The sequence below is a fragment of the Streptomyces peucetius genome, from assembly GCF_025854275.1.
Classification (GTDB): domain Bacteria; phylum Actinomycetota; class Actinomycetes; order Streptomycetales; family Streptomycetaceae; genus Streptomyces; species Streptomyces peucetius_A.
This window is the reverse complement of sequence record NZ_CP107567.1, coordinates 6,214,037-6,230,766: the sequence shown is the minus strand read 5'-3', so window position 1 is coordinate 6,230,766 and position 16,730 is coordinate 6,214,037. Positions and strand designations below refer to the sequence as shown.

At 73.0% G+C, this 16,730-nt stretch carries 17 protein-coding genes and 2 pseudogenes; 7 read left to right on the top strand and 12 right to left on the bottom strand.

Going from position 1 to position 16,730, the window contains the following annotated elements; all coding sequences use genetic code 11:
* Positions 1-17 precede the first annotated feature (17 nt).
* The 3 genes from OGH68_RS28385 to OGH68_RS28375 are packed head-to-tail and all read right to left on the bottom strand — an operon-like array spanning position 18 to position 3,543.
* Positions 18-1,586, bottom strand: coding sequence for an FAD-dependent oxidoreductase (locus OGH68_RS28385; RefSeq protein ID WP_264247849.1), 1,569 nt, complete (start codon positions 1,584-1,586; stop codon positions 18-20).
* Complete coding sequence (locus OGH68_RS28380) at positions 1,583-2,326, bottom strand: class I SAM-dependent methyltransferase (protein ID WP_264247848.1); 744 nt, start codon at positions 2,324-2,326, stop codon at positions 1,583-1,585. Before OGH68_RS28380 ends, OGH68_RS28385 begins: the two co-directional genes overlap by 4 nt.
* On the bottom strand, positions 2,323-3,543 hold the full coding sequence (locus OGH68_RS28375; RefSeq protein WP_264247847.1) for a lycopene cyclase family protein: 1,221 nt from the start codon (positions 3,541-3,543) through the stop codon (positions 2,323-2,325). Before OGH68_RS28375 ends, OGH68_RS28380 begins: the two co-directional genes overlap by 4 nt.
* Here OGH68_RS28375 and OGH68_RS28370 point away from each other — a divergent pair.
* Positions 3,535-4,077: an NAD(P)H-dependent oxidoreductase gene (locus tag OGH68_RS28370; protein WP_319020245.1), complete on the top strand. Its 543-nt coding sequence runs from the start codon at positions 3,535-3,537 to the stop codon at positions 4,075-4,077. The two genes, OGH68_RS28375 and OGH68_RS28370, sit on opposite strands and share 9 nt — an antisense overlap.
* Positions 4,053-4,244 carry a hypothetical protein gene (locus OGH68_RS28365; RefSeq protein ID WP_264247846.1) on the top strand — a complete coding sequence of 64 codons (192 nt, stop codon included), beginning with the start codon at positions 4,053-4,055 and terminating at the stop codon, positions 4,242-4,244. The genes OGH68_RS28370 and OGH68_RS28365 overlap by 25 nt, the downstream gene beginning before the upstream one ends.
* Positions 4,245-4,303: 59 nt before the next feature.
* Here OGH68_RS28365 and OGH68_RS28360 read toward each other — a convergent pair whose 3' ends face one another.
* Together OGH68_RS28360 and OGH68_RS28355 are read right to left on the bottom strand one after the other, a co-directional pair.
* Entirely contained in the window at positions 4,304-5,101 is a 798-nt protein-coding gene (locus OGH68_RS28360) for a putative protein N(5)-glutamine methyltransferase (protein WP_264247845.1), read from the bottom strand.
* Positions 5,102-5,208: 107 nt separating this feature from the next.
* Positions 5,209-5,549 (bottom strand): annotated as a pseudogene (locus OGH68_RS28355) (acetyl-CoA carboxylase biotin carboxyl carrier protein subunit); the annotation flags it as partial.
* Positions 5,550-6,106: 557 nt separating this feature from the next.
* On the opposite strand from OGH68_RS28355, the gene OGH68_RS28350 reads away from it, so the two are divergent.
* The 3 genes and pseudogenes from OGH68_RS28350 to rpsR form a co-directional block, all read left to right on the top strand.
* Positions 6,107-6,631, top strand: coding sequence for a hypothetical protein (locus tag OGH68_RS28350; protein ID WP_264247844.1), 525 nt, complete (start codon positions 6,107-6,109; stop codon positions 6,629-6,631).
* 480 nt (positions 6,632-7,111) lie between these two features.
* Positions 7,112-7,603 carry a potassium channel family protein gene (locus OGH68_RS28345; RefSeq protein WP_319020244.1) on the top strand — a complete coding sequence of 164 codons (492 nt, stop codon included), beginning with the start codon at positions 7,112-7,114 and terminating at the stop codon, positions 7,601-7,603.
* Between the two features lie 633 nt (positions 7,604-8,236).
* Positions 8,237-8,335: pseudogene (gene rpsR / locus OGH68_RS28340) on the top strand (bS18 family ribosomal protein); the annotation flags it as partial.
* A 111-nt stretch (positions 8,336-8,446) separates the two neighbouring features.
* On the opposite strand, the gene OGH68_RS28335 reads toward rpsR, so the two are convergent.
* The 3 genes from OGH68_RS28335 to OGH68_RS28325 are packed head-to-tail and all read right to left on the bottom strand — an operon-like array spanning position 8,447 to position 10,681.
* Positions 8,447-8,644 (bottom strand): hypothetical protein, encoded by a 198-nt coding sequence (locus OGH68_RS28335; protein WP_264250328.1) that lies wholly within the window; start codon positions 8,642-8,644, stop codon positions 8,447-8,449.
* Positions 8,645-8,688: 44 nt separating this feature from the next.
* Entirely contained in the window at positions 8,689-9,444 is a 756-nt protein-coding gene (locus tag OGH68_RS28330; RefSeq protein WP_264247842.1) for an HAD family hydrolase, read from the bottom strand.
* A complete protein-coding gene (locus tag OGH68_RS28325; protein ID WP_264247841.1) occupies positions 9,434-10,681 on the bottom strand; it encodes an acyl-CoA dehydrogenase family protein in 1,248 nt (415 codons plus the stop codon). Before OGH68_RS28325 ends, OGH68_RS28330 begins: the two co-directional genes overlap by 11 nt.
* Before the next feature lie 98 nt (positions 10,682-10,779).
* Between OGH68_RS28325 and OGH68_RS28320 the strand changes: the two genes are divergently transcribed.
* Positions 10,780-11,373 carry a TetR/AcrR family transcriptional regulator gene (locus OGH68_RS28320; RefSeq protein WP_264247840.1) on the top strand — a complete coding sequence of 198 codons (594 nt, stop codon included), beginning with the start codon at positions 10,780-10,782 and terminating at the stop codon, positions 11,371-11,373.
* A gap of 46 nt (positions 11,374-11,419) precedes the next feature.
* Here the strand turns inward: OGH68_RS28320 and OGH68_RS28315 are convergent, their stop codons facing one another.
* A complete protein-coding gene (locus tag OGH68_RS28315; RefSeq protein WP_264247839.1) occupies positions 11,420-12,385 on the bottom strand; it encodes a ScbA/BarX family gamma-butyrolactone biosynthesis protein in 966 nt (321 codons plus the stop codon).
* 334 nt (positions 12,386-12,719) lie between these two features.
* Here OGH68_RS28315 and OGH68_RS28310 point away from each other — a divergent pair, with 334 nt between their 5' ends.
* Entirely contained in the window at positions 12,720-13,379 is a 660-nt protein-coding gene (locus OGH68_RS28310; RefSeq protein ID WP_264247838.1) for a ScbR family autoregulator-binding transcription factor, read from the top strand.
* A gap of 87 nt (positions 13,380-13,466) precedes the next feature.
* Here OGH68_RS28310 and OGH68_RS28305 read toward each other — a convergent pair whose 3' ends face one another.
* The 3 genes from OGH68_RS28305 to OGH68_RS28295 form a co-directional block, all read right to left on the bottom strand.
* Positions 13,467-15,020: an MmgE/PrpD family protein gene (locus tag OGH68_RS28305; protein ID WP_264247837.1), complete on the bottom strand. Its 1,554-nt coding sequence runs from the start codon at positions 15,018-15,020 to the stop codon at positions 13,467-13,469.
* 128 nt (positions 15,021-15,148) lie between these two features.
* Positions 15,149-15,517 carry a nuclear transport factor 2 family protein gene (locus tag OGH68_RS28300; RefSeq protein WP_030234889.1) on the bottom strand — a complete coding sequence of 123 codons (369 nt, stop codon included), beginning with the start codon at positions 15,515-15,517 and terminating at the stop codon, positions 15,149-15,151.
* An 82-nt stretch (positions 15,518-15,599) separates the two neighbouring features.
* The gene (locus tag OGH68_RS28295) at positions 15,600-16,565 is read right to left on the bottom strand and encodes a diacylglycerol/lipid kinase family protein (protein WP_264247836.1); all 966 of its coding nucleotides are present in this window, start codon (positions 16,563-16,565) and stop codon (positions 15,600-15,602) included.
* Between the last annotated feature and the right edge of the window lie 165 nt (positions 16,566-16,730).

The following is a 16,730-nucleotide window of genomic DNA, read 5'->3' as shown; positions in this document are numbered from 1 at the left end:
CCTGCGAGGCCGGTGGCTCAGGAGCCGTCCGCGAGCCGGGCGGCCATGCCCCGCAGCACCGGCGAACGCCCCTTGCGGGGCACCGTCCACAGCGGATGGCCGGCCGCGCCCCAGCGCCGCAGCAGTGAGTTGGCGGCGAGGAACCCGGTCGTGGCGGCACGCTCCATGAGCGCCACCGGCAGGTCGGTGCGGACCAGGTCGCCGGCCATCGTCAGAGCGGGGTGGGGAGTGCTCACCGCCGGGCGGGACAGGTAGCCCTTGACGGGGAACAGCGGGCAGTCCGCGCGCCATTCGTGCCGGGCGTCGACGACCCGGGCCCCGGCGGTCTCCGGGTAGACCTCGTGAAGCTGCCGCAGCAGCCTCCGTTCGACGGCGTGTCGGTCGGCCGACTCGTCGACGGCGTAGCCGTGCAGTTCCACGACGCTGCCACCGGTGCGCCGCGCCCAGCGGACCGCCTCCCCCTCCCAGCGGTCCAGAACGCTCACGTTGTCGAGGCCGTCGAAGCCGCTCGTGCCGAGGAATCCGGGCCGGGACCGGTCCACGGGGCGGTCCAGCCACAGCCGGGACACCAGGAAGGGCGGCGCGGTCCGCTGGGCCGCGACTGCCGCCCGCCACGCCTCGTCGCCCAGCCCCGGCGACGCCTCGACCAAACCTTGCAGGCCCGTCACGTCCAGGGCCAGGACCACGGCGTCGTACGCGGTGGAGGTGCCGCCGGCGTCGACGCTCAGAGCCGTGCCGCCCGACGGCCGGACGGAGTCGACGGGTGCGCCGGTCCGGACGTCCACGCCCAGGCGTTCGAGGTAACGGCCCAGCGGCTCCCAAAGCGCCTGCGGGAAAGGGTCGTCGGGCACGTCGAAGAGCAGCCCCTCCGAGGAGCCGAGGAAGTAGATGTGGAACATCAGCAGCAGTTCGGCCGCCGACAGTTCTCGCGGGTCCGAGAAGAAGCTGCGGGAGAACACCTGGAACGCGAGGTGGTGCGCCGCCGGGGGGAAGCCGACCGCCTCGAGGAAGTCGTGGGCGCTCACGGCGTCGAACCGCTCGTACACATCGGGCACGCGCACGTCGAAGAGCGGGAGGGCGGCCCCCGGCCGCATGGCCGCCAGGTCCCGCCAACCGAAGGTCGGGCTGAGCGCCGCGAACCCGACCGCGCTCCAGGGTGGTGTGCGGGGCACATGGACGAAGCTGTCGGTGAGCCCGGTGCGATGGAGCAAGGGGTAGTCGGGCAGCGGACGGAGGACGGAGAGCGAGGGGTCCGCACGGCGGAGCAGACCGCGCAGGTTGTAGTACTGGCGGAAGAAGGCGTGGAAACCGCGGCTCATGGTCACCCGGCTGCCGTCCGCGAGCTCGGTCCGCCAGCCGGCGAGACGGCCGCCGAGGCCGGATCCGCGCTCGTGGAGCGTGACCCTGACGCCTCTTTCTGCCAGCGCCGTCGCGGCTGCCAGGCCGGCGATGCCGCCTCCGACGACCGCGGCCCGCGGCGCCGGTCCGTGGACCCGGCGCAGACCCGGCGCCGCCGGCACCACCTGCGCCTTCCGGTCCCGCCCCCGGCGCGGAGCCGCCCCGGCGCGAGCGCCGAGGCGGCTCATCGGGGCCCTGCTTCCCGTCGGCCCTCGCCGGATCCGGCGCGACGGCCCAGGAACGTGTGGACGATGCCGGTCTGCCATCCGGGCACCGGGAGCGCCCGGGCGTCCCTGAATCCGGCGCCGGAGAGCCGGGCGGCGAACGCGGGCGCGGTGTCGAACTCCAGCACGCTGCGGTGGAGGTGGCGGTAGAGGCCGCTGTCGCCGGTGACGGTGCCGGCCGGGATGATGACCGCCCGGCACACGGCCGACCAGAGAGCCCGGTGCCCGGCGGACCCGCTCAGGGAGTATTCGTGCACCGCCAGTCTGCCGCCGGAGCGCAGAGCCGAGTGGACCGTGGCCAGCACGGCGTCGGGGTCCGCCACGTTACGGAAGAGGTAGCCGGCGAAGGCCGCGTCGAACGGTCCCGTGACCCCGGCGGCGGCCAGCCGTTCCACCGGCGTGTGCACGAACGTCACGCCGGCGGGCCAGCGTTTGGCGGCTGCCCGTTCGAGCATGCCCGCGGAGGCGTCGACCGCGGTGACCCGGGCGAGCGGGGCGGCCCGCAGTAGGGCGGCCGTCGAGGCTCCCGTGCCGCAGCCGATGTCGAGGATGTGCCGGCCCGCGCCGCCGTCGGGCAGACGGAGCCGCCGCGCGGAACGTCTGAGGTCGCGGTGGTACCCGGCGTTGAGACCGACGAGCCGGTCGTACGCCGGGGCGGCATGGTCGAAGGCTGCTGCAAGGTCCGCGTCGCGCATCAGCGTCATCCGGTGCTCTCTTCGCGTGTGAGGGGGAAGGGCTTCCGCGGCAGGAAGGGCAGTTCCGCCGCGGTACGGAGCATGGGGCCCACGGGTGTGGCGAGGCCGAGGAGCACGTCCTCCCACAGCCCGGTCCGGCCGTCGAGGAAACGCAGCACCCGTTCGGCGGGCGTGCGCCGGAACAACCGGGTGAAGAAGTCGGGGCCGTTGACGCGCCCGGTGTCCAGGGCGCGCAGCATCACGGCGTCCATGGCCAGCGCGCGACGCCCGTGGGGCGCCGGCAGCCGGGGCTCCTTGCCGTCGCGCAGCGCGGCGGCGACGGCCCTGCTCTGCCTCTGGACGGCGGAGAAGGTGTAGCCGGTCGCCGGCCTGGTGGCACCCCCGACTGCGCCGATGCGGTGCACGGCGGGGCCGATCCGGCGGGCGAACCGCGCGTCGGTCATGGGGATGACGCCCGCTTCGACGGAACGCACGTCGAACCGCCCGAGGCGCAGGACGTCCCGGGTGTACTGCGCGAGGGCCGCCTCGTACTGGGGGCGGGACAGCGGGGTCCTGGAGAACTGGGTGTACTCGACGAGCGCGTCCCGCGGGCCGAGCGGGAGGACGTATCCGAAGGCGAGCCCGTGGGCGGGCTGAGGGACCCGAAAGTCCATCAGCTCCACGACCTCGTCGTCGAAGGCCGGGGCCGAGGTACGGACGAACCAGCCTCTGAAGTGCTGCAGCAGGGTGCTGCGGGCCGGCGGCAGCGAACGGGCGGGTCGGGAGTCGAACAGATGCCGGCCCCGCAGTGTGACGCGGTCCCCTCCGGCGGTGACGCACAGGGCTTCCGCGCCGTGGGCCACGTTGCGCACCGTCTCCGCTGTCGCCTCCACCAGCCGCACATGAGGAAGGGCGGCCAGTCGCGAGCCGACCAGGGCTTCGAAGCCGTCCGAGCGGAGCATCCGGTAGCGCAGCTTCTCGAGCTCCCCCTCGACCACCTCGCCGTCCCGGCCATGGACGCGCAGCCGGCGCCAGGAGGCGACCAGGGCGTCGCCGAAGTCGCCCGGGCCCTCCTGCCAGAAGCACCAGGTGCGTTCCGCCGGTCGCAGCGACGGCCTCGGGGTGTCCACCAGCGCCACCGAGAGGGGGCGGGCGGCGCCGGGCGCGGTCAGCGCGTGCGCGAGCGACAGCCCCGCCGCCCCGCCGCCGACGATCACGACGTCGGTGGCGTCGCCCGCATGACTCATGTGCCCTCCTGGTGGAGGACGTGGGTTCCGCCGCTCCTCGGGGACACCATGTGCGCCTCGCCCGCCATCGCTTCGATCACCGCGTGCACTGCAGTGCCGCATGCACTGCTGCCGCGTGCACTGCTGCGTCGAGTCTGCCCGGCGGCGGCGTCGCAGGTGGTGTTCCGGACGCGGTCCGCGTGGCGGAGCGTCCACCGGCCCCGTCACGACCACTGCGCCGATCGCTCAGGTCCGGACGCGGGACCGCGACGCCGACCAAGCGGATCACGCGCCAGATGCGAGGGCCGGCAGGCTTCACATCGAGGAGTTCCATGGGCCGGCGCCTACCTGTTCAGCGTCCCGATGTACAACAACTCGGTGCCGTCCGCCTTCAATGCCTGGATCGACCAGGTCTTCGTCGTCGGCCGGGTCCTGTTCGGCTCCCCCGACCAGGTGCCAACGCGCGGCCGCCGCGCCGTGGTCGTCGCGAGCCGCCGCGGCGGCTACGGCCCCGGCAGCCCCGCGGCGGCATGGACCACGTCACGCACTGCCTGAAGACCGTCCTCGGCAGTTCCCTCGGCCTGGAGGTGGACTTCGTCACCCCCGAACTGACCACGGCCTCCCACAACCCCGCCATGGCCGCGCTCCGCCCCCTGGCCGAGGCCTCCCTCGCCCGCGCCCACGCCCACGAGGAAGCGGAGCGGTACGCCCGGCAGTTCTGAGCCCGACGGCCGACCGGTCGGGCGAGGGATCCTCGCCGCCCGGCCGTCGCGGGCACGGCTCAGGGGACGTCGGAGCGGCTCGCGATGATCACCGTGGCGTCCAGCTCGTCGTCGGTGGCCACCCGCGCGAGCAGACCGGCACCCGTCACGGCGGAAACGGCCTCGTCGGCCTGCCGCTCGCTCGTCTCGAACAGCAGGATGCCGCCCGGAGCCAGCCACTCGGCCGCCTCGGCGACAACCCGCCGCAGGACCTCGAGACCGTCCACACCGCCGTCAAGAGCCACCCGCGCCTCGTAGTCGCGGGCCTCGGCCGGAAGGAGCTCGATCTCCGTGGTGGGCACGTACGGGACGTTGGACAGCAGGACGTCCACGCCGCCCTTCAGCCCGGCGGGCAGCGGCTCGAAGAGGTCACCCTCGTAGACCGAGCCCCCGGCCGGAACGACGTTGCGCCGGGCGCAGCGGACGGCGGCGGGGTCGACGTCCGCGGCGTACAGCTCGACCTCCTCCAGGGCGGCGGCGAGGGCGACGCCCAGTGCGCCGGAGCCGCAGCAGAGGTCGACGACGACCGCCCGTGCCGGAGCGAGCCGTGCGGCCTCCCGAACGAGCGCCTCGGTGCGCCGCCGGGGTACGAAGACCTCGGCATCCACCTCGATGCGCAGGCCGCGGAATTCCGCGTGACCGACGACGTGTTCGAGAGGCAGACCGACGACCCGGCGCTCGACCATTTCTTCGAGTTCGGCGGCGTCACCGGCCGCCGACATGATCACCTGCGCCTCGTCCTCCGCGAACACACATCCGCCGGTGCGGAGTCGGGAGACGATGGCGGATTCGGAGTGGTCCAGCGCGGGAATCGACATGGAAGCCTTTCGAACCGCAGGTGGTGACGTGCGGTTGCCGGAGAAGACGGGCGACTGTCCCAGCAGTATCCGACGGGTCGATCTCGCCCTTCAACCGGACCGGTTGCGCTGACGACAGCGAGGATCTGGACCATGGCGACGGTGGTGCCGGGCGTGACGTCCAGCTCGGTGACGGTGCCGGTGTGCAGGGCGGTGAGGTGCTCCGTCTTCATCGCCTCGACGACGAGCAGGCTCTGCCCGGCCTCCATCCCGTCCCCGACGGCCACCTTCACGACGGTGACCGTGCCGGGCATGGGCGCGGCAAGCGTGTCGGCCCCGCCGTGCCGGGCACCGGAGAGGGCGGCCTCGACGGGGTCGTGGTCCAGGACGTGCCAGGTGTGCCCGTCGCGGCCCAGCCAGAGCCCGTCCGGGGAGGAGCGACGGCGAAGCGGTGGGTGACGCCGTCGAGGCGGAAGGCGATCCCCCCATCCCGAGGGTGCTGCCCGACGGGAGGAAGCCGCGGGCGGGACCACGAGGACGCGGACCTCGGCATTCACAAAATGCCCTGCGGCAGTTGGTTCGTCAGGCCGCGGCCGACGCCGGCGTGCGGGATGACCGATTGGCCATCGCCGAGCGCGATCGCCTCGAGGCAGTTGCCAGTTCTGCGCTTCGGTGCTGCGGCGGGGCGCACAAAGGACCCAGATGACGAAGCCGTGCATGATGATGGGCACACTGACCCAGCCGGGCGCACGAGGCAGCCACACGAAGTTGGACACCATGCTCAGCCCGGCGACCGCGGTACCGACGGCGCGAGCACACAGGGCACCGGAACCGGTCGTTGCCGCGCTCCTTCGGCCGTCCCATCGTGCTGTCACCGGCGCCGGCGTGCCCGGCAGCCGGGTTTGCACCGGATCGGCGACTCGGCATCTGTGGCCCGGAGACCCTGTGTGCCGCGCCGGGTTCTGGCCGCGCTGCACGACCCGGTCGGGCAGGCGGCGAACCGGCCTTTGTGATGACCATAGAAAGGTGACACATCAGCCCAATCTACGAGGACCGGGCTCTGCGGGGCGACCGTCCGGTGTCGTCCGGACCGACTACACGGGCGCGGTCCATGGCTCGCTCCTGGCCGCCTCGGTGGTCGCCGGAGCCAGTACGCCCGGCCCGTACCCGCGCGTCCAGCTCGTGTTGCTCCTCTTGTGCACAGGAGTCGTGTTCTGGGCCGCGCACGTCTACTCCGCTCTCGTCGGCGAGTTGCTGCCGTACCGGACACTGACGTGGTCGGCGGTCCGCCGCCGCTGCGCTCACGAGTGGCCGATCGCCCAGGCGGCCGTTGCCCCGGCCGCCGCTGTCGCGATCAGCCCGCTGCTCGGTCTGGGGCTCGAGGGCACGGCGTGGCTGGGGCTCGGCGTCGCCGTGGCCCAGCAGGTGGCCTGGGCCAGTGCCGGGGGAATCCGGGCCGGCGCGTCCCGCCGTGCAGTGGTGTCCGTCGGCGCTGTCAACCTCGCGCTCGGCCTGGTGCTCGTCGCCGCCAAGGTCGCCATTCAGCACTGACCAGGCCGGCCGGCGGCGGAGATGTCAGCCCTGCTCACCGACGGGTTGCTCGGAGGGTCCTGCCCGCCGGCACGTCCTTGAGTCGTTGCGTGCCGAGAGTCACCGCCTGTTCGGTGGAGTCGTGCGACGCACCGTCGAGCCCGCCGTTGGTGAGGGTGATGGCGTTGGAACCGACACGGCGGCGATGTCCAGCGTCAGCGTGGCGGGCATGCCGTCCCTGTGGCCCGTCGCGACGGCCCGTACGGGTGAGGTTGCGCGAGGCGCCGCAGTCGTGCGGCCGACGACCGCTTGGACCCCGGTCGTCCCGCCTCTCGAATGCCACGGCCGGCGTGCCGGCGCACTCCACGTGGGCAGACACTGGGCGCATGCCGGGATGCGCCGAGGACCGCCCGCGAGCGGCTGCCGGGCTCGCCACCGTCTGCCGCACCTGTGTGCCCGTCGCCGTAGCCCGTCCCGGCGGTCGGAGACAGGAGGAACAGCGTGCTGCCCGGATTCCTGACCAGGGCGATGGATGTGCTGCTCGGCCGGAAGGACCGCTCGCTGCACCTGAAGGCCGCGGGCGGTGCCACGGCCGTCCTGGCGATCACGATGCTGGCTGGGTCCTGGACGGTGGTGACCGCCGAAGAGGGCGCCCGGAACGCCAATCTGACGACGTACCCCACGGCGCTGTGGTGGTCGATCGAGACGGCTACCACGGTGGGCTACGGGGATTTCTACCCGGTGACGCCATGGGGCCGGGTCATCGCCGCGGTCGTGATGGTCGTCGGCATCACCACGTACGGCATCGTCACCGCCGCCCTGGCGACCTGGTTCGTGGGCCGGGAGGACAGGCGGCGCAGGCACCTGGACCGGATGGTCGAAGAGGCCGTTCATCGGCTGTCCGACGAGACCGCGCACGCGCTGCACGAACGCTTCGACCGCGTCGAGCGGATGCTCACCACGAAGGGAGAACCAGGGGCAGGGGCCGGGTGAACCGGAGTCGCCCCTCTGCAGGGCGGGCCCGCAGGTCGTCTGCCCAGCATTTACGGCCGTCGGCGGGCTGTGCCCGTTGGCTCAGACCGTTCTGCACAAGTGAACTCAGCTGACGCATTCCGCGAGCGAAAACGAGTCAATTCGACCACATGGAATACAAAGGAGCAGGTCAGACGCCTTTTCGGCCGGTTCAAGGATCGCGACGCACTCCACATGGTGCGTCATCGGAAAGATGTCGGTCTGAACAAGCAGCGTAAACCTCCAGGCCAGAGCCGCTCCTTCGGCTCATTCCCCTGCGCACGGACAGCCAGAGCATCAAACGAGCGTCACCGACAGGCAGTCCGCCTGCTCAGCGCGACCCAGGCCGCGGCAACCACCGAGGGCTCGGTTTGCGGGCACAAAACTTCGGCGCCCGCGCAGTGCGAGCGCATCGCGCGGGAGGAGCCGCGCGGGATGGACCGGCGCGCGGTGGCCGGCGCGGCGCGAGAGGAAGAGTTCTTCGACCGGCCTGCCGCCGCCGGCCTGCTGATCCGTAAGAGCGTGGCGCCATCGGGCGACCTGCTCGGCTACGACTTCCGACAAGCAGGGGTGAGCAGCCCGGCCGTCACGGCATCAGCGCGATCAGCACCCGGCCGCCGCGTCACCCGCGTCACGGCCCAGCAGCAACGGCGGATCGTCAGGGCGATCAAGAACGCTCCCGAGATGGCGCTCCTGCCCTGCTCGAGCCGGTGAGAACCGACCATTCATCTGCCACCGAGCCATTCCTCCGGGCTGCGGAAGCACACGAGATGCACCCCGGACGCCGGAGTGCATCTCGAGTTTCCGGGAGCGTGCTCCAAGTAGTCAGTGATCGCCCCAGTGGCCTTCGTGAGCCGCATGACGGTGGCTGTCGTGCACGTAGTCCATGTGGTCATCGTGGGGCACCGTCACGTGCCCGCAGCCCTCGCCGTGCACGTGGGCATGATCGGCGTGCTGACGGTGCACGCCGACCTCGCACTCATCCGCGTGACCGTCGTGCGGGCAGGTCACGGTGATCCGCATCGACAACCGCACCGGTCCCGGCCGGAGCCGGCGGTCCGCCGCGGTCACCCGCCTCCGTCGGTCCCGGCGGCGTGCGGTGGCACGGTGGTGTGGGTCCCGTCCGGGGCGACCATCACCGCGTGCCCCACGCTGTGCAGCATGGGCAGGTCGGAGGGATGGTCCCCGTAGGCCCAGCAGTCGGCCGGGTCGATGTCAGGGTGGCGGGCGAGGAGCTGGCGCACCAGGGTGCGCTTGCCCGCGCCGATGGCCGGGGGGCCGATCAGTTCGCCGGTGAGCAGCGGCCCGCAGCGTTCGAGTCTCGCGCCGAGGGCGAACCGCGCCCCGACCGCCTCGGCGATGACGGCCAGCAGCGGCGGGAAGGTGCCGGAGACCAGGGCGACGGACGCGCCCTCGGCCCGGTGCCGGCGCAGCGCGGCCAGTGTGGTGGGGAGATAGAAGCCGTCGGCCCGGCTGTGCTCCCGGTACCACCGGCGGGCCGCGGCCTCGGCCTCCGCGGCCGGGCAGCCCCGGAAGGCCCGGTGGAAGCGGCGGTTGGCCTCCGCGCGGGGCAGACCGGCCAGTGCACCGAGCAGTTCGCCGGCCCGGCGCACTCCGTCCGCGCCATGCATCCGCGCGAAGTGGTCGCGGAGGAAGTCCGGGCCGCTCTTGCGGCCGATCAGCGTCTCGTCCACGTCGAAGAACACCAGCCGGCGGGGGCCCTCGGGGCGTGCCCGCGCAGCGGGCCGGGAGGGTGTGGGACGGGGAGGCGTCGTCGCGGGTCGCGGGGACCGGTTGCGCCCGCTGCGGGTGTCAGTGGACACCGGCGACCACCTCCGCCGGCGCGGAGTGCGCCACGAACCGGGGCGCGGCCGCCGGCCCGGCCGCCTGCTCGGGACGGCCTTCGAAGTCGGCGAACACCGAGTCGGCGTACAGGGCCGCCGCGGTCTCCCGGCGCACGGCCTGGTGCGCGGCCAGCACGTGGACGTCGCGCCAGGTGCGCTCCAGCGGCCCGGGGCCGCCGCATGCGTGGGTTCCGGCCGCGCGGAACAGCCGCTCGACGGCGGTGACCAGGTGCTGTGCGGCGGCCGCCGCGACCCGGCGGTTGCGGGCCACGTCCCGCTCTGCGCGGGTGCCCGAGTCGGCCCGCAGCGCCGCGTCCCCGAGCAGCAGTTCGGCGGCCTCGATGTCGTCAGCCGACTGCGCCAGCGTCAGCTGGAGCGTGGCGCGCTCCGAGGGCCGGCCGGCTCCCCTGCGCGCGGCCCACGCGGTCCACTCCCGTAGGGCGTGGCGGGCCGCCCCGAGGGCGGGCGCGCACAGCAGCAGTCCCGTCCCCAGGTGCGCCGGGGCGGTGTGGCAGCGGGACCGTCCGGGCCCGGGAGAGCCCGCCAGCACGTCCGACAGCGAGCAGGTACGGTGGTCGGGGACCACCACCGGGCCGTCGAGGACCGCGGTGTGGCTGCCGGTGCCGCGCATTCCGGTGCTGCTCCACGTCTCCCGTACGTGGATCTCGGCGGCGGGGACGGCGAAGAGCCGGCACCGGCCGCCGGGTAACCGCGGTTCGTCCGGTTCCGGGGCCGCGAGCAGCAGCCAGTCTGCGTCCGCGATCCCGCTGACGCACTCCCAGGCGCCGCTGAGCAGCCAGCCTCCGGAGCAGCGGGCGGCCGAGCCGGAGGGCCGTAGTCCGGCGGCGATCCGCACATCGGGCGATCGGCCCCACAGGTCGAGCTGCCCTTCGAGGGGCAGGTGGGCGGCGTATCTGCCGTGGGTCGCCCACAGGGCGGCGCACCACGCGGCGGACGCACACCCCTCGCCGACGGCCGCCACCTCGGCGAGGAGGTCGCTGAAGGTTCCCTCGGTACCGTGCCAGACCCCGGGCACGAAGTGACGGGCAAAGCCGGCGCGGGTCAGCAGCGCGACGGTCTCCGCGGACAGCCGGCCGGTGGCGTCCACCGCCGACGCGTGTGCAGCGGCGGAGGCCACGGCGCCCGCCAGCTGTACGCGCGCCCGCGGCGCGCCACCCTGTGCCCCCTGGCCTGTGCAGATTTGACGCCGGTTCACCTATCGCTCTCCTTTACTCCACGACTAGAATTCGTTCGGGAACGAATTTTTCTTGGCCGGCCCTTCACCACCGGGCCGGGGTGAAGGAGGTGATCAGCGTGGTCAAGCAGGCGCGTGCCCTTCGGACGCACGATCGCGTCCTCGACGCCGCTGCGTACGAGTTCGCACGCTACGGCTACGTGAACGCGAACCTGCAGCGCATCGCCGACCGGATCGGGTTGACCAAGGGCGCCCTGTACGGGCACTTCTCCAGCAAGGAGAAGCTGGCCGCCGCGCTGACGGAACATCTGTCCCGGAGCGTGCGGACGCTGCTGGACGGGGCCAGGACCTCGCCCGAGCCGGCCACGAGCCGGCTGGAGGCCCTGGTGCTCGGACTCGGCCAGCTCTTCGAGACCGACCACAGGGCGCAGGCGGCCCTGCGGCTGGAGGTGGAGGCGGCTCGGGCGGCCGACATGGTGGCTCCTCTCCTGAGCGACACCCATGGCATCGCGCTCGAACTCGTGGGCGAGGTGCAGCGGGGACGGCACTGTGACGAGGCACCGCCGGCCGACGCCCTGGCCGATCTCATCATCGCGGCGTTCTGCACCGCGCTGTGGACCGGCGCCTGCGCGGGCCCGGACCGGCCCGGGCCCAGCGTCGCCGCGATGTGGGGCGTGCTGACGCGCGTTATGGGGACACGCGCATCCGCCTGAGCTCCGACGACCGTGCGGCCCCGGGGCCCGGGCCGGTGGGCCGCCGCTACCAGGAGGCCGGGACGGCCGCCGCCGGGCGGGTGCCCACGCAGGCCCAGGCGGTCCGTGCGCGGGCCAGTACGGTGTCACCCTGGACCGCCGAGACGGACAGCTGAAACGTTTCCTGCGGACGGGCGCCCGACGCGCACTCCTCGACCACCAGCCGGGTGGGCCGGTCGAACTCGCCGAAGGCCAGGCACTGCACCGCGGTCCGGGCCAGCGCGAAGGAGAGGTCGGCGAACGGGCCGCCGCACGCGTCGTGCACCTTGAGGTGGCCGAGCTGGCGGAAGCCTTCCAGCATCACCATCATCGGGATGTGGTCGGTGGGGTGGTCGAAGAGCACCGCGTGGTCGCGGTCCACGCGCAACCGCCACTCGTCGGGCCTCGCGGCCTCTTCCAGGACGCAGTCCCGCCAGCGCAGCCGCCCCACCCGGTGCGGGGGCGTTCGCGGCGCCCCGGAAGCGGCCGTCCGCGCCGGTACGGTGGCCGGCGCGTCCGCGGCACCGCCGCCGAGCCGGCGCAGCAGGCGGTAGCGCCGTTCGTCCACCATCAGCATGCTAATGGTGCCCCAGCCGCAGGCGCGGCCGCCGACGACGAGCCGGAAGTCCATCCGGGCCCCGCTCCTGCCCCGCGCGTCGTCGCCGTCCCAGGTCCACTCGCCCACCAGGAACACCGAGAGCGGTACGCCCTCGACCCGCAGGGTGACGGGGTCGGTGATCTCGAAGTCGATGTCACGGCCGACGAAGCGCCGGCCGAGCGGCACACCGCAGTGCCGGTGGGCGACGTAGACCATCCCCTGACGCAGGGTCTCCGCGAACAGCAGGGGATCGCTCAGACCGTTCTCGTCCGGGTGGTAGAGCGCGTGGTCGCGCGGCCACTGGGCGGCGACGACGAACTCGCGGTCACCGACACGGGCGCCGTCGGTGACGAACACCTCCGCGACGGAGCTGCGGTGCACCAGCTCACGCGTCACGGGACGTGCAAAGCTCAACGAATCACAGGCGTGGGCCATTGCTGACGCCTGAGGGATGCTGGGATGATTGAGCAGGACTGACATCTGGGATTCGCCTCCCCCGTACTGGAAGAACCAGGACCATGCGAACTAACAGACGTGCGGCGCCCTTCGGCACGTAATTAATATACCTTTGGGAAGGTATTTTGCAAGCCTCGGGCGGAGCACGGCGGATGATCGGTCACCCCTGCTGGTCAGAGGGGCGAAACCCGCGAAGCGTCCGCACGTGCCCCGGCCCAGTCCCCCCACGAACCAGCCACCGAAAGCAGCGGACGGCACGGCACGAATGGACGTCATGAGCGAACACAGCGACGCGACACAGACCTCGCACATCTCCGGCGGCACCTCGGTCGACGACACCTCGCACCTCAAGCAGGAGCGCGCCATCCGCACCCGGCGCACCATCCTCGACGCGGCCGCGGAGGTCTTCGCCCGGCACGGCTACCCGAACGTCACCATCAAGGACATCGCCGACCGCGCGGAGATGACCAAGGGGGCGGTGTACTTCCACTTCTCCAACAAGGAGGCCCTCGCGGTCGCCGTGACGGAGGAGTTCTACCGCAGGCTCAACGAAATCGTTTCTCCCGCGCTCGATGGCGACCACTCCTCGCCCTCGACGGTGGTGGACGTGCTGCTGCGCACCGCGGGCGGGTTCCGCGACGACGTCTACGTCAAGGCGGGGGCGCGCCTGCAGATCGAACGTCCCTACATCAAGGCGGAGATGCCGGTCCCGTACGTCGGTTTCACGTCACTGATCGTCGAACTCCTCCAGGAGTGCCGGGCCGCGGGCCGGCTGCCGGAGAGCGCGGTGCCCGAGGCCCTGGCCAGGGTCCTGGTCTCCGCCCTGTTCGGCGCCCAGCACATCTCCTGGGTGCAGAACGACCGGGCCGACATCGTAGAGCGGGTCGAGGAGATCCTCGACGCCTTCGCCCTGCTGTCGGTGCCGGCGCGGTAGGACCGTGTGGCCGGGAAGGTGTGGCGGGAGCCGGTGAACCGCTCCGGTCGCCACAACGTCACGCCGTCCGGCGGCGGGCCGGACGGTTCAGTCCAGGAAGGCGGCCTCTATCCAGCGACGCAGGGCGCCCGGACGCATGCGGTGCAGCCGGTCCACGCTGTCGGACACCTCGTGCGGGCCGCCGACCGACAGGAACTTCTCCCGCACCAGGTCCGCGTGCCGGACCCGGGTCTCCGGGCCGGCCGCACCGACCGGAATCAGCCGGGTCCGCGACACCGTACGGCCGTCGGTCAGCCGGACGGTGACCCGGGCACCGGTGGCCTTCGCGGCGCGGGAGAAGTCCCGGTCGTCGGCGCTCAGCGGGCCCAGCAGGTCGACCAGCTCGTCCCCGCCGAAGCCGCGCAGCCACGGCACGGCACGGTCCCCCGCCTCCCGTACCGCCTCGCCGAACGGGGCGTCGGACAGGAACAGTTCGCGCGTCATCTCGGTGTCGTGCTCCAGGCGCACCCGCCGGGCCAGCGCCCAGCGGGCCGGGTCGTCCAGGTGCGGGGAGGAGAAGTCGTCCACGGTGAACTCGCCGGTGAGCAGGGTGGTCGCGACGGGGTAGGGCACGTCGAGGACCAGGGCGCCAAGCGGGGAGCCCGGACCGTTGACGTACCGGGCTGCGCGCTCACCGGCGAAGAGGGTGTACAGGGACGCCTCGACGACCACCTCGGCCACGTCCTCGGGCCGCAGGCCGCCCAGTTCCCGGTGGATCTCGGCGGCGCAGTCCACAGCCGCGTCGATGCCCGGCCCGCCGGGGTGCATCTTGAAGGAAAGCGTGTCGGTGTGCCAGCGCCGGCCCAGTCCCTTGGCCACCGCCTGCGGCAGCGGCACGGTGGCGAACCGGGCGAGGAAGCCGTCCTCGTGCTCGACGATGTCGGGAGCGCCGCGCAGCCCCGCGTACGCCGCGTCGCAGGCGTCCATGGCGGTGCGCACCGGGGTGAAGGTGTTGAACAGACGGGCGTCGCTGGCCAGGAAAGCGCGCATCAGGGGCCAGTTGGGCATGGCGAAGGCCAGCCCGAAGGCGTTCTCGAAGAGCGCGGCCGGGGCCCGGTCGCAGTGCAGCCGGCCGGCCACCGCGCCCGCCAGGTGCGTGTGCACGGCGCTCTGGCCGCGCAGCGGGCCGAGGGTGGCCGAGGCGGTGATGCGGGCCGCGCACTCGTTGGCCGCGACGACGGCGGTCAGCAGGGACAGCCCGTCGAGCCGGCGGGTGTAGGCGAAGGCGAGCGGTACCGCGACGGTGGAGTTCGACAGGTGTCCGGCGTAGGCGGTGTCGTCGAGGTTGAGCCAGGACCCGAGGGCGGCGAAGACGCCCGCGGCGGTGCGCGGGTCGCGCTGCATCGGGTGCCCGAAGGCCGCCACCAGCCGCCGTCCCAGCGGGTGCTGGAGCCCGGCCCTGATGGATGCGGCCTGCGAGAGCACCTGACTGGCGGCGAGCTTCAGCACCCGGCACGGGATGTGCTCGGGGCGCAGCGTCGCCGCCCACTGGGACAGTTCACGCAGCGGGGTGTCGGTGGGTCGGCGAGGGCGCCTGGGCGCCGTGCTCCCCCAGTCGTCGCACAGCGCCCTGGCCACGCTCTCACCGAGTACTGCCGTCATGGCGCGAGGCACCTCTCTTGCCGTACGCCGGCCGGGGCGTGCCGTGGTCGGCGGCTGGTCACTCCGGGCGGGAGGAAGCGGCGGCGAGAGCACCGGCCGACGGTGCTCCCGCCGCCGCGGGGAGGGGTTCAGGCGGCCGGCACCTTGTCCAGGAAGCCGTAGACGGCCTTGATGCGGCCCGCCTCGTCGGCGACCAGGACGTCGAAACCGATCGCGATGGGCTCGGCGCCGGGCTCGGTGACCAGGCCCCACTGGAACCGGGCCTGGTTGTGGTGGGCGTCGACCGTGCCGTGCAGTTCGAAGGTCAGGCCCTTGAACTGCTCGCGGGCGCCCGCCACCACCGCGCCGAAGCCCTCGTGGCCCTCGACGGCGGCGAGCGGGTCGATGTACGGGGCGTCGGCGGTGAACAGCTCGGCGATGGCCGCCGCGCGCTTGTCGGCGTCCGCCTCGTTCCAGATGGCCAGGTAGCGGTCGACGGTGGTGGTCAGGTCGCTCATGTGTGTTCTCCTCGTTTCCGTTGGTGCGGCTGACCCGACGTACCGTCGCCAGGCGTGCGGTACGACGGGGGTTCTGGATGTCTCAGGGGGTCTCGGGGCGGTCCGGGGCCGGGGCCCACACGGGGAGGGCGCCGGGGAGGACCTCGAAGGTGGCCGTGGAGCCGATGCCGTGCTGGTACTCGCCGTCGTGCTCCAGCGGCAGCCGGCGGCCGTCGGTGCGCTCCACGGTGATGGTCCGGCCGCGCGCGTACCACGTGGCGGGGTGGCCGATGTGGGCGGCAGTCAGAGTCAGCCGCGGCACGTCGGCCGCGGCGATCCCGTCGCCGATGACGCAGACGTCGAGCAGGCCGTCGTCGAGCAGCGAGTCGGGCAGGACGTTGAACCGGCCGCCGCGGTAGGGGCCGCCGCCGACGTTCGCGAGGACGGTCGGGCCCTCGTGCACGACCCGCCCGTCGACGGTGACCCGGCCCGGGTACGGCGCGTAGCCCGCGGCGGTGTCGGCGAAGGCGCGAGCGTACCGCTCGCGGCCGGTCAGCGGCAGGTCGCGGGCGGTGATCAGCGCGTCGGCGATCACACCGGAGCAGGCACCCAGGTAGACGTACTGACGGGTCTCGGCGAGACGGGCCAGGTCCAGGCGGCGAGGGCGGGCGCTGCCGCCGATGCCGGAGTCGGTGAGGATCGCCTTGAGGGACTCCGTCCAGGGGCGGTCGCCCCACAGCATCTTGTAGCCGGAGTTGCCGGTGCCGCCGGGCACCACCGCGAGCGTGGCGCGCCCGGAGGCGGGCACCAGGCCCTGGACGGCCTCCCGGACGGTGCCATCGCCGCCGATGACGACGACCAGGTCGGGGGCGCCGGTGTGCCGTTCGAGGGCCCTCCGCACCGCGACGGTGGCGTCACCCGGTCCGGTGGTCGGGTACACCTCGGTGCGCTCCAGGTACGAGTCGCACAACTGGCGCACCTGTTCCACCAGTTCCGGGCTGTGGCTGCCGGAGGCCGGGTTGGCCAGGACCAGTGCCCGGGTCGGGACCGGGGCTGCTGTATCTGCCATGCGGGCGTACTCCTTCGTCGGACGGTGCCGGCGGGTCCGGGGCCGGGGCCGCGCCTGCGGCTCCGGGCCCACGACGTCGACTCTGCCGCCGACCGCTGTCACGGCGCTGACGTGCGGCTGACGCCGACGAGGCGCACGGGCAGGGGAGGCAGGACAGGGACACGC

Excerpts from the sequence above, each read along its gene's own strand:
- OGH68_RS28295 (WP_264247836.1), bottom strand. The coding sequence starts at position 16,565 with ATGGCAGATACAGCAGCCCCGGTCCCGACCCGGGCACTGGTCCTGGCC.
- OGH68_RS28305 (WP_264247837.1), bottom strand. The coding sequence starts at position 15,020 with ATGACGGCAGTACTCGGTGAGAGCGTGGCCAGGGCGCTGTGCGACGAC.
- OGH68_RS28365 (WP_264247846.1), top strand. The coding sequence starts at position 4,053 with ATGGACCACGTCACGCACTGCCTGAAGACCGTCCTCGGCAGTTCCCTC.
- OGH68_RS28335 (WP_264250328.1), bottom strand. The coding sequence starts at position 8,644 with ATGCGGATCACCGTGACCTGCCCGCACGACGGTCACGCGGATGAGTGC.
- OGH68_RS28385 (WP_264247849.1), bottom strand. The coding sequence starts at position 1,586 with ATGAGCCGCCTCGGCGCTCGCGCCGGGGCGGCTCCGCGCCGGGGGCGG.
- OGH68_RS28310 (WP_264247838.1), top strand. The coding sequence starts at position 12,720 with ATGAGCGAACACAGCGACGCGACACAGACCTCGCACATCTCCGGCGGC.
- OGH68_RS28300 (WP_030234889.1), bottom strand. The coding sequence starts at position 15,517 with ATGAGCGACCTGACCACCACCGTCGACCGCTACCTGGCCATCTGGAAC.
- OGH68_RS28360 (WP_264247845.1), bottom strand. The coding sequence starts at position 5,101 with ATGTCGATTCCCGCGCTGGACCACTCCGAATCCGCCATCGTCTCCCGA.
- OGH68_RS28375 (WP_264247847.1), bottom strand. The coding sequence starts at position 3,543 with ATGAGTCATGCGGGCGACGCCACCGACGTCGTGATCGTCGGCGGCGGG.
- OGH68_RS28370 (WP_319020245.1), top strand. The coding sequence starts at position 3,535 with ATGACTCATGTGCCCTCCTGGTGGAGGACGTGGGTTCCGCCGCTCCTC.
- OGH68_RS28380 (WP_264247848.1), bottom strand. The coding sequence starts at position 2,326 with ATGACGCTGATGCGCGACGCGGACCTTGCAGCAGCCTTCGACCATGCC.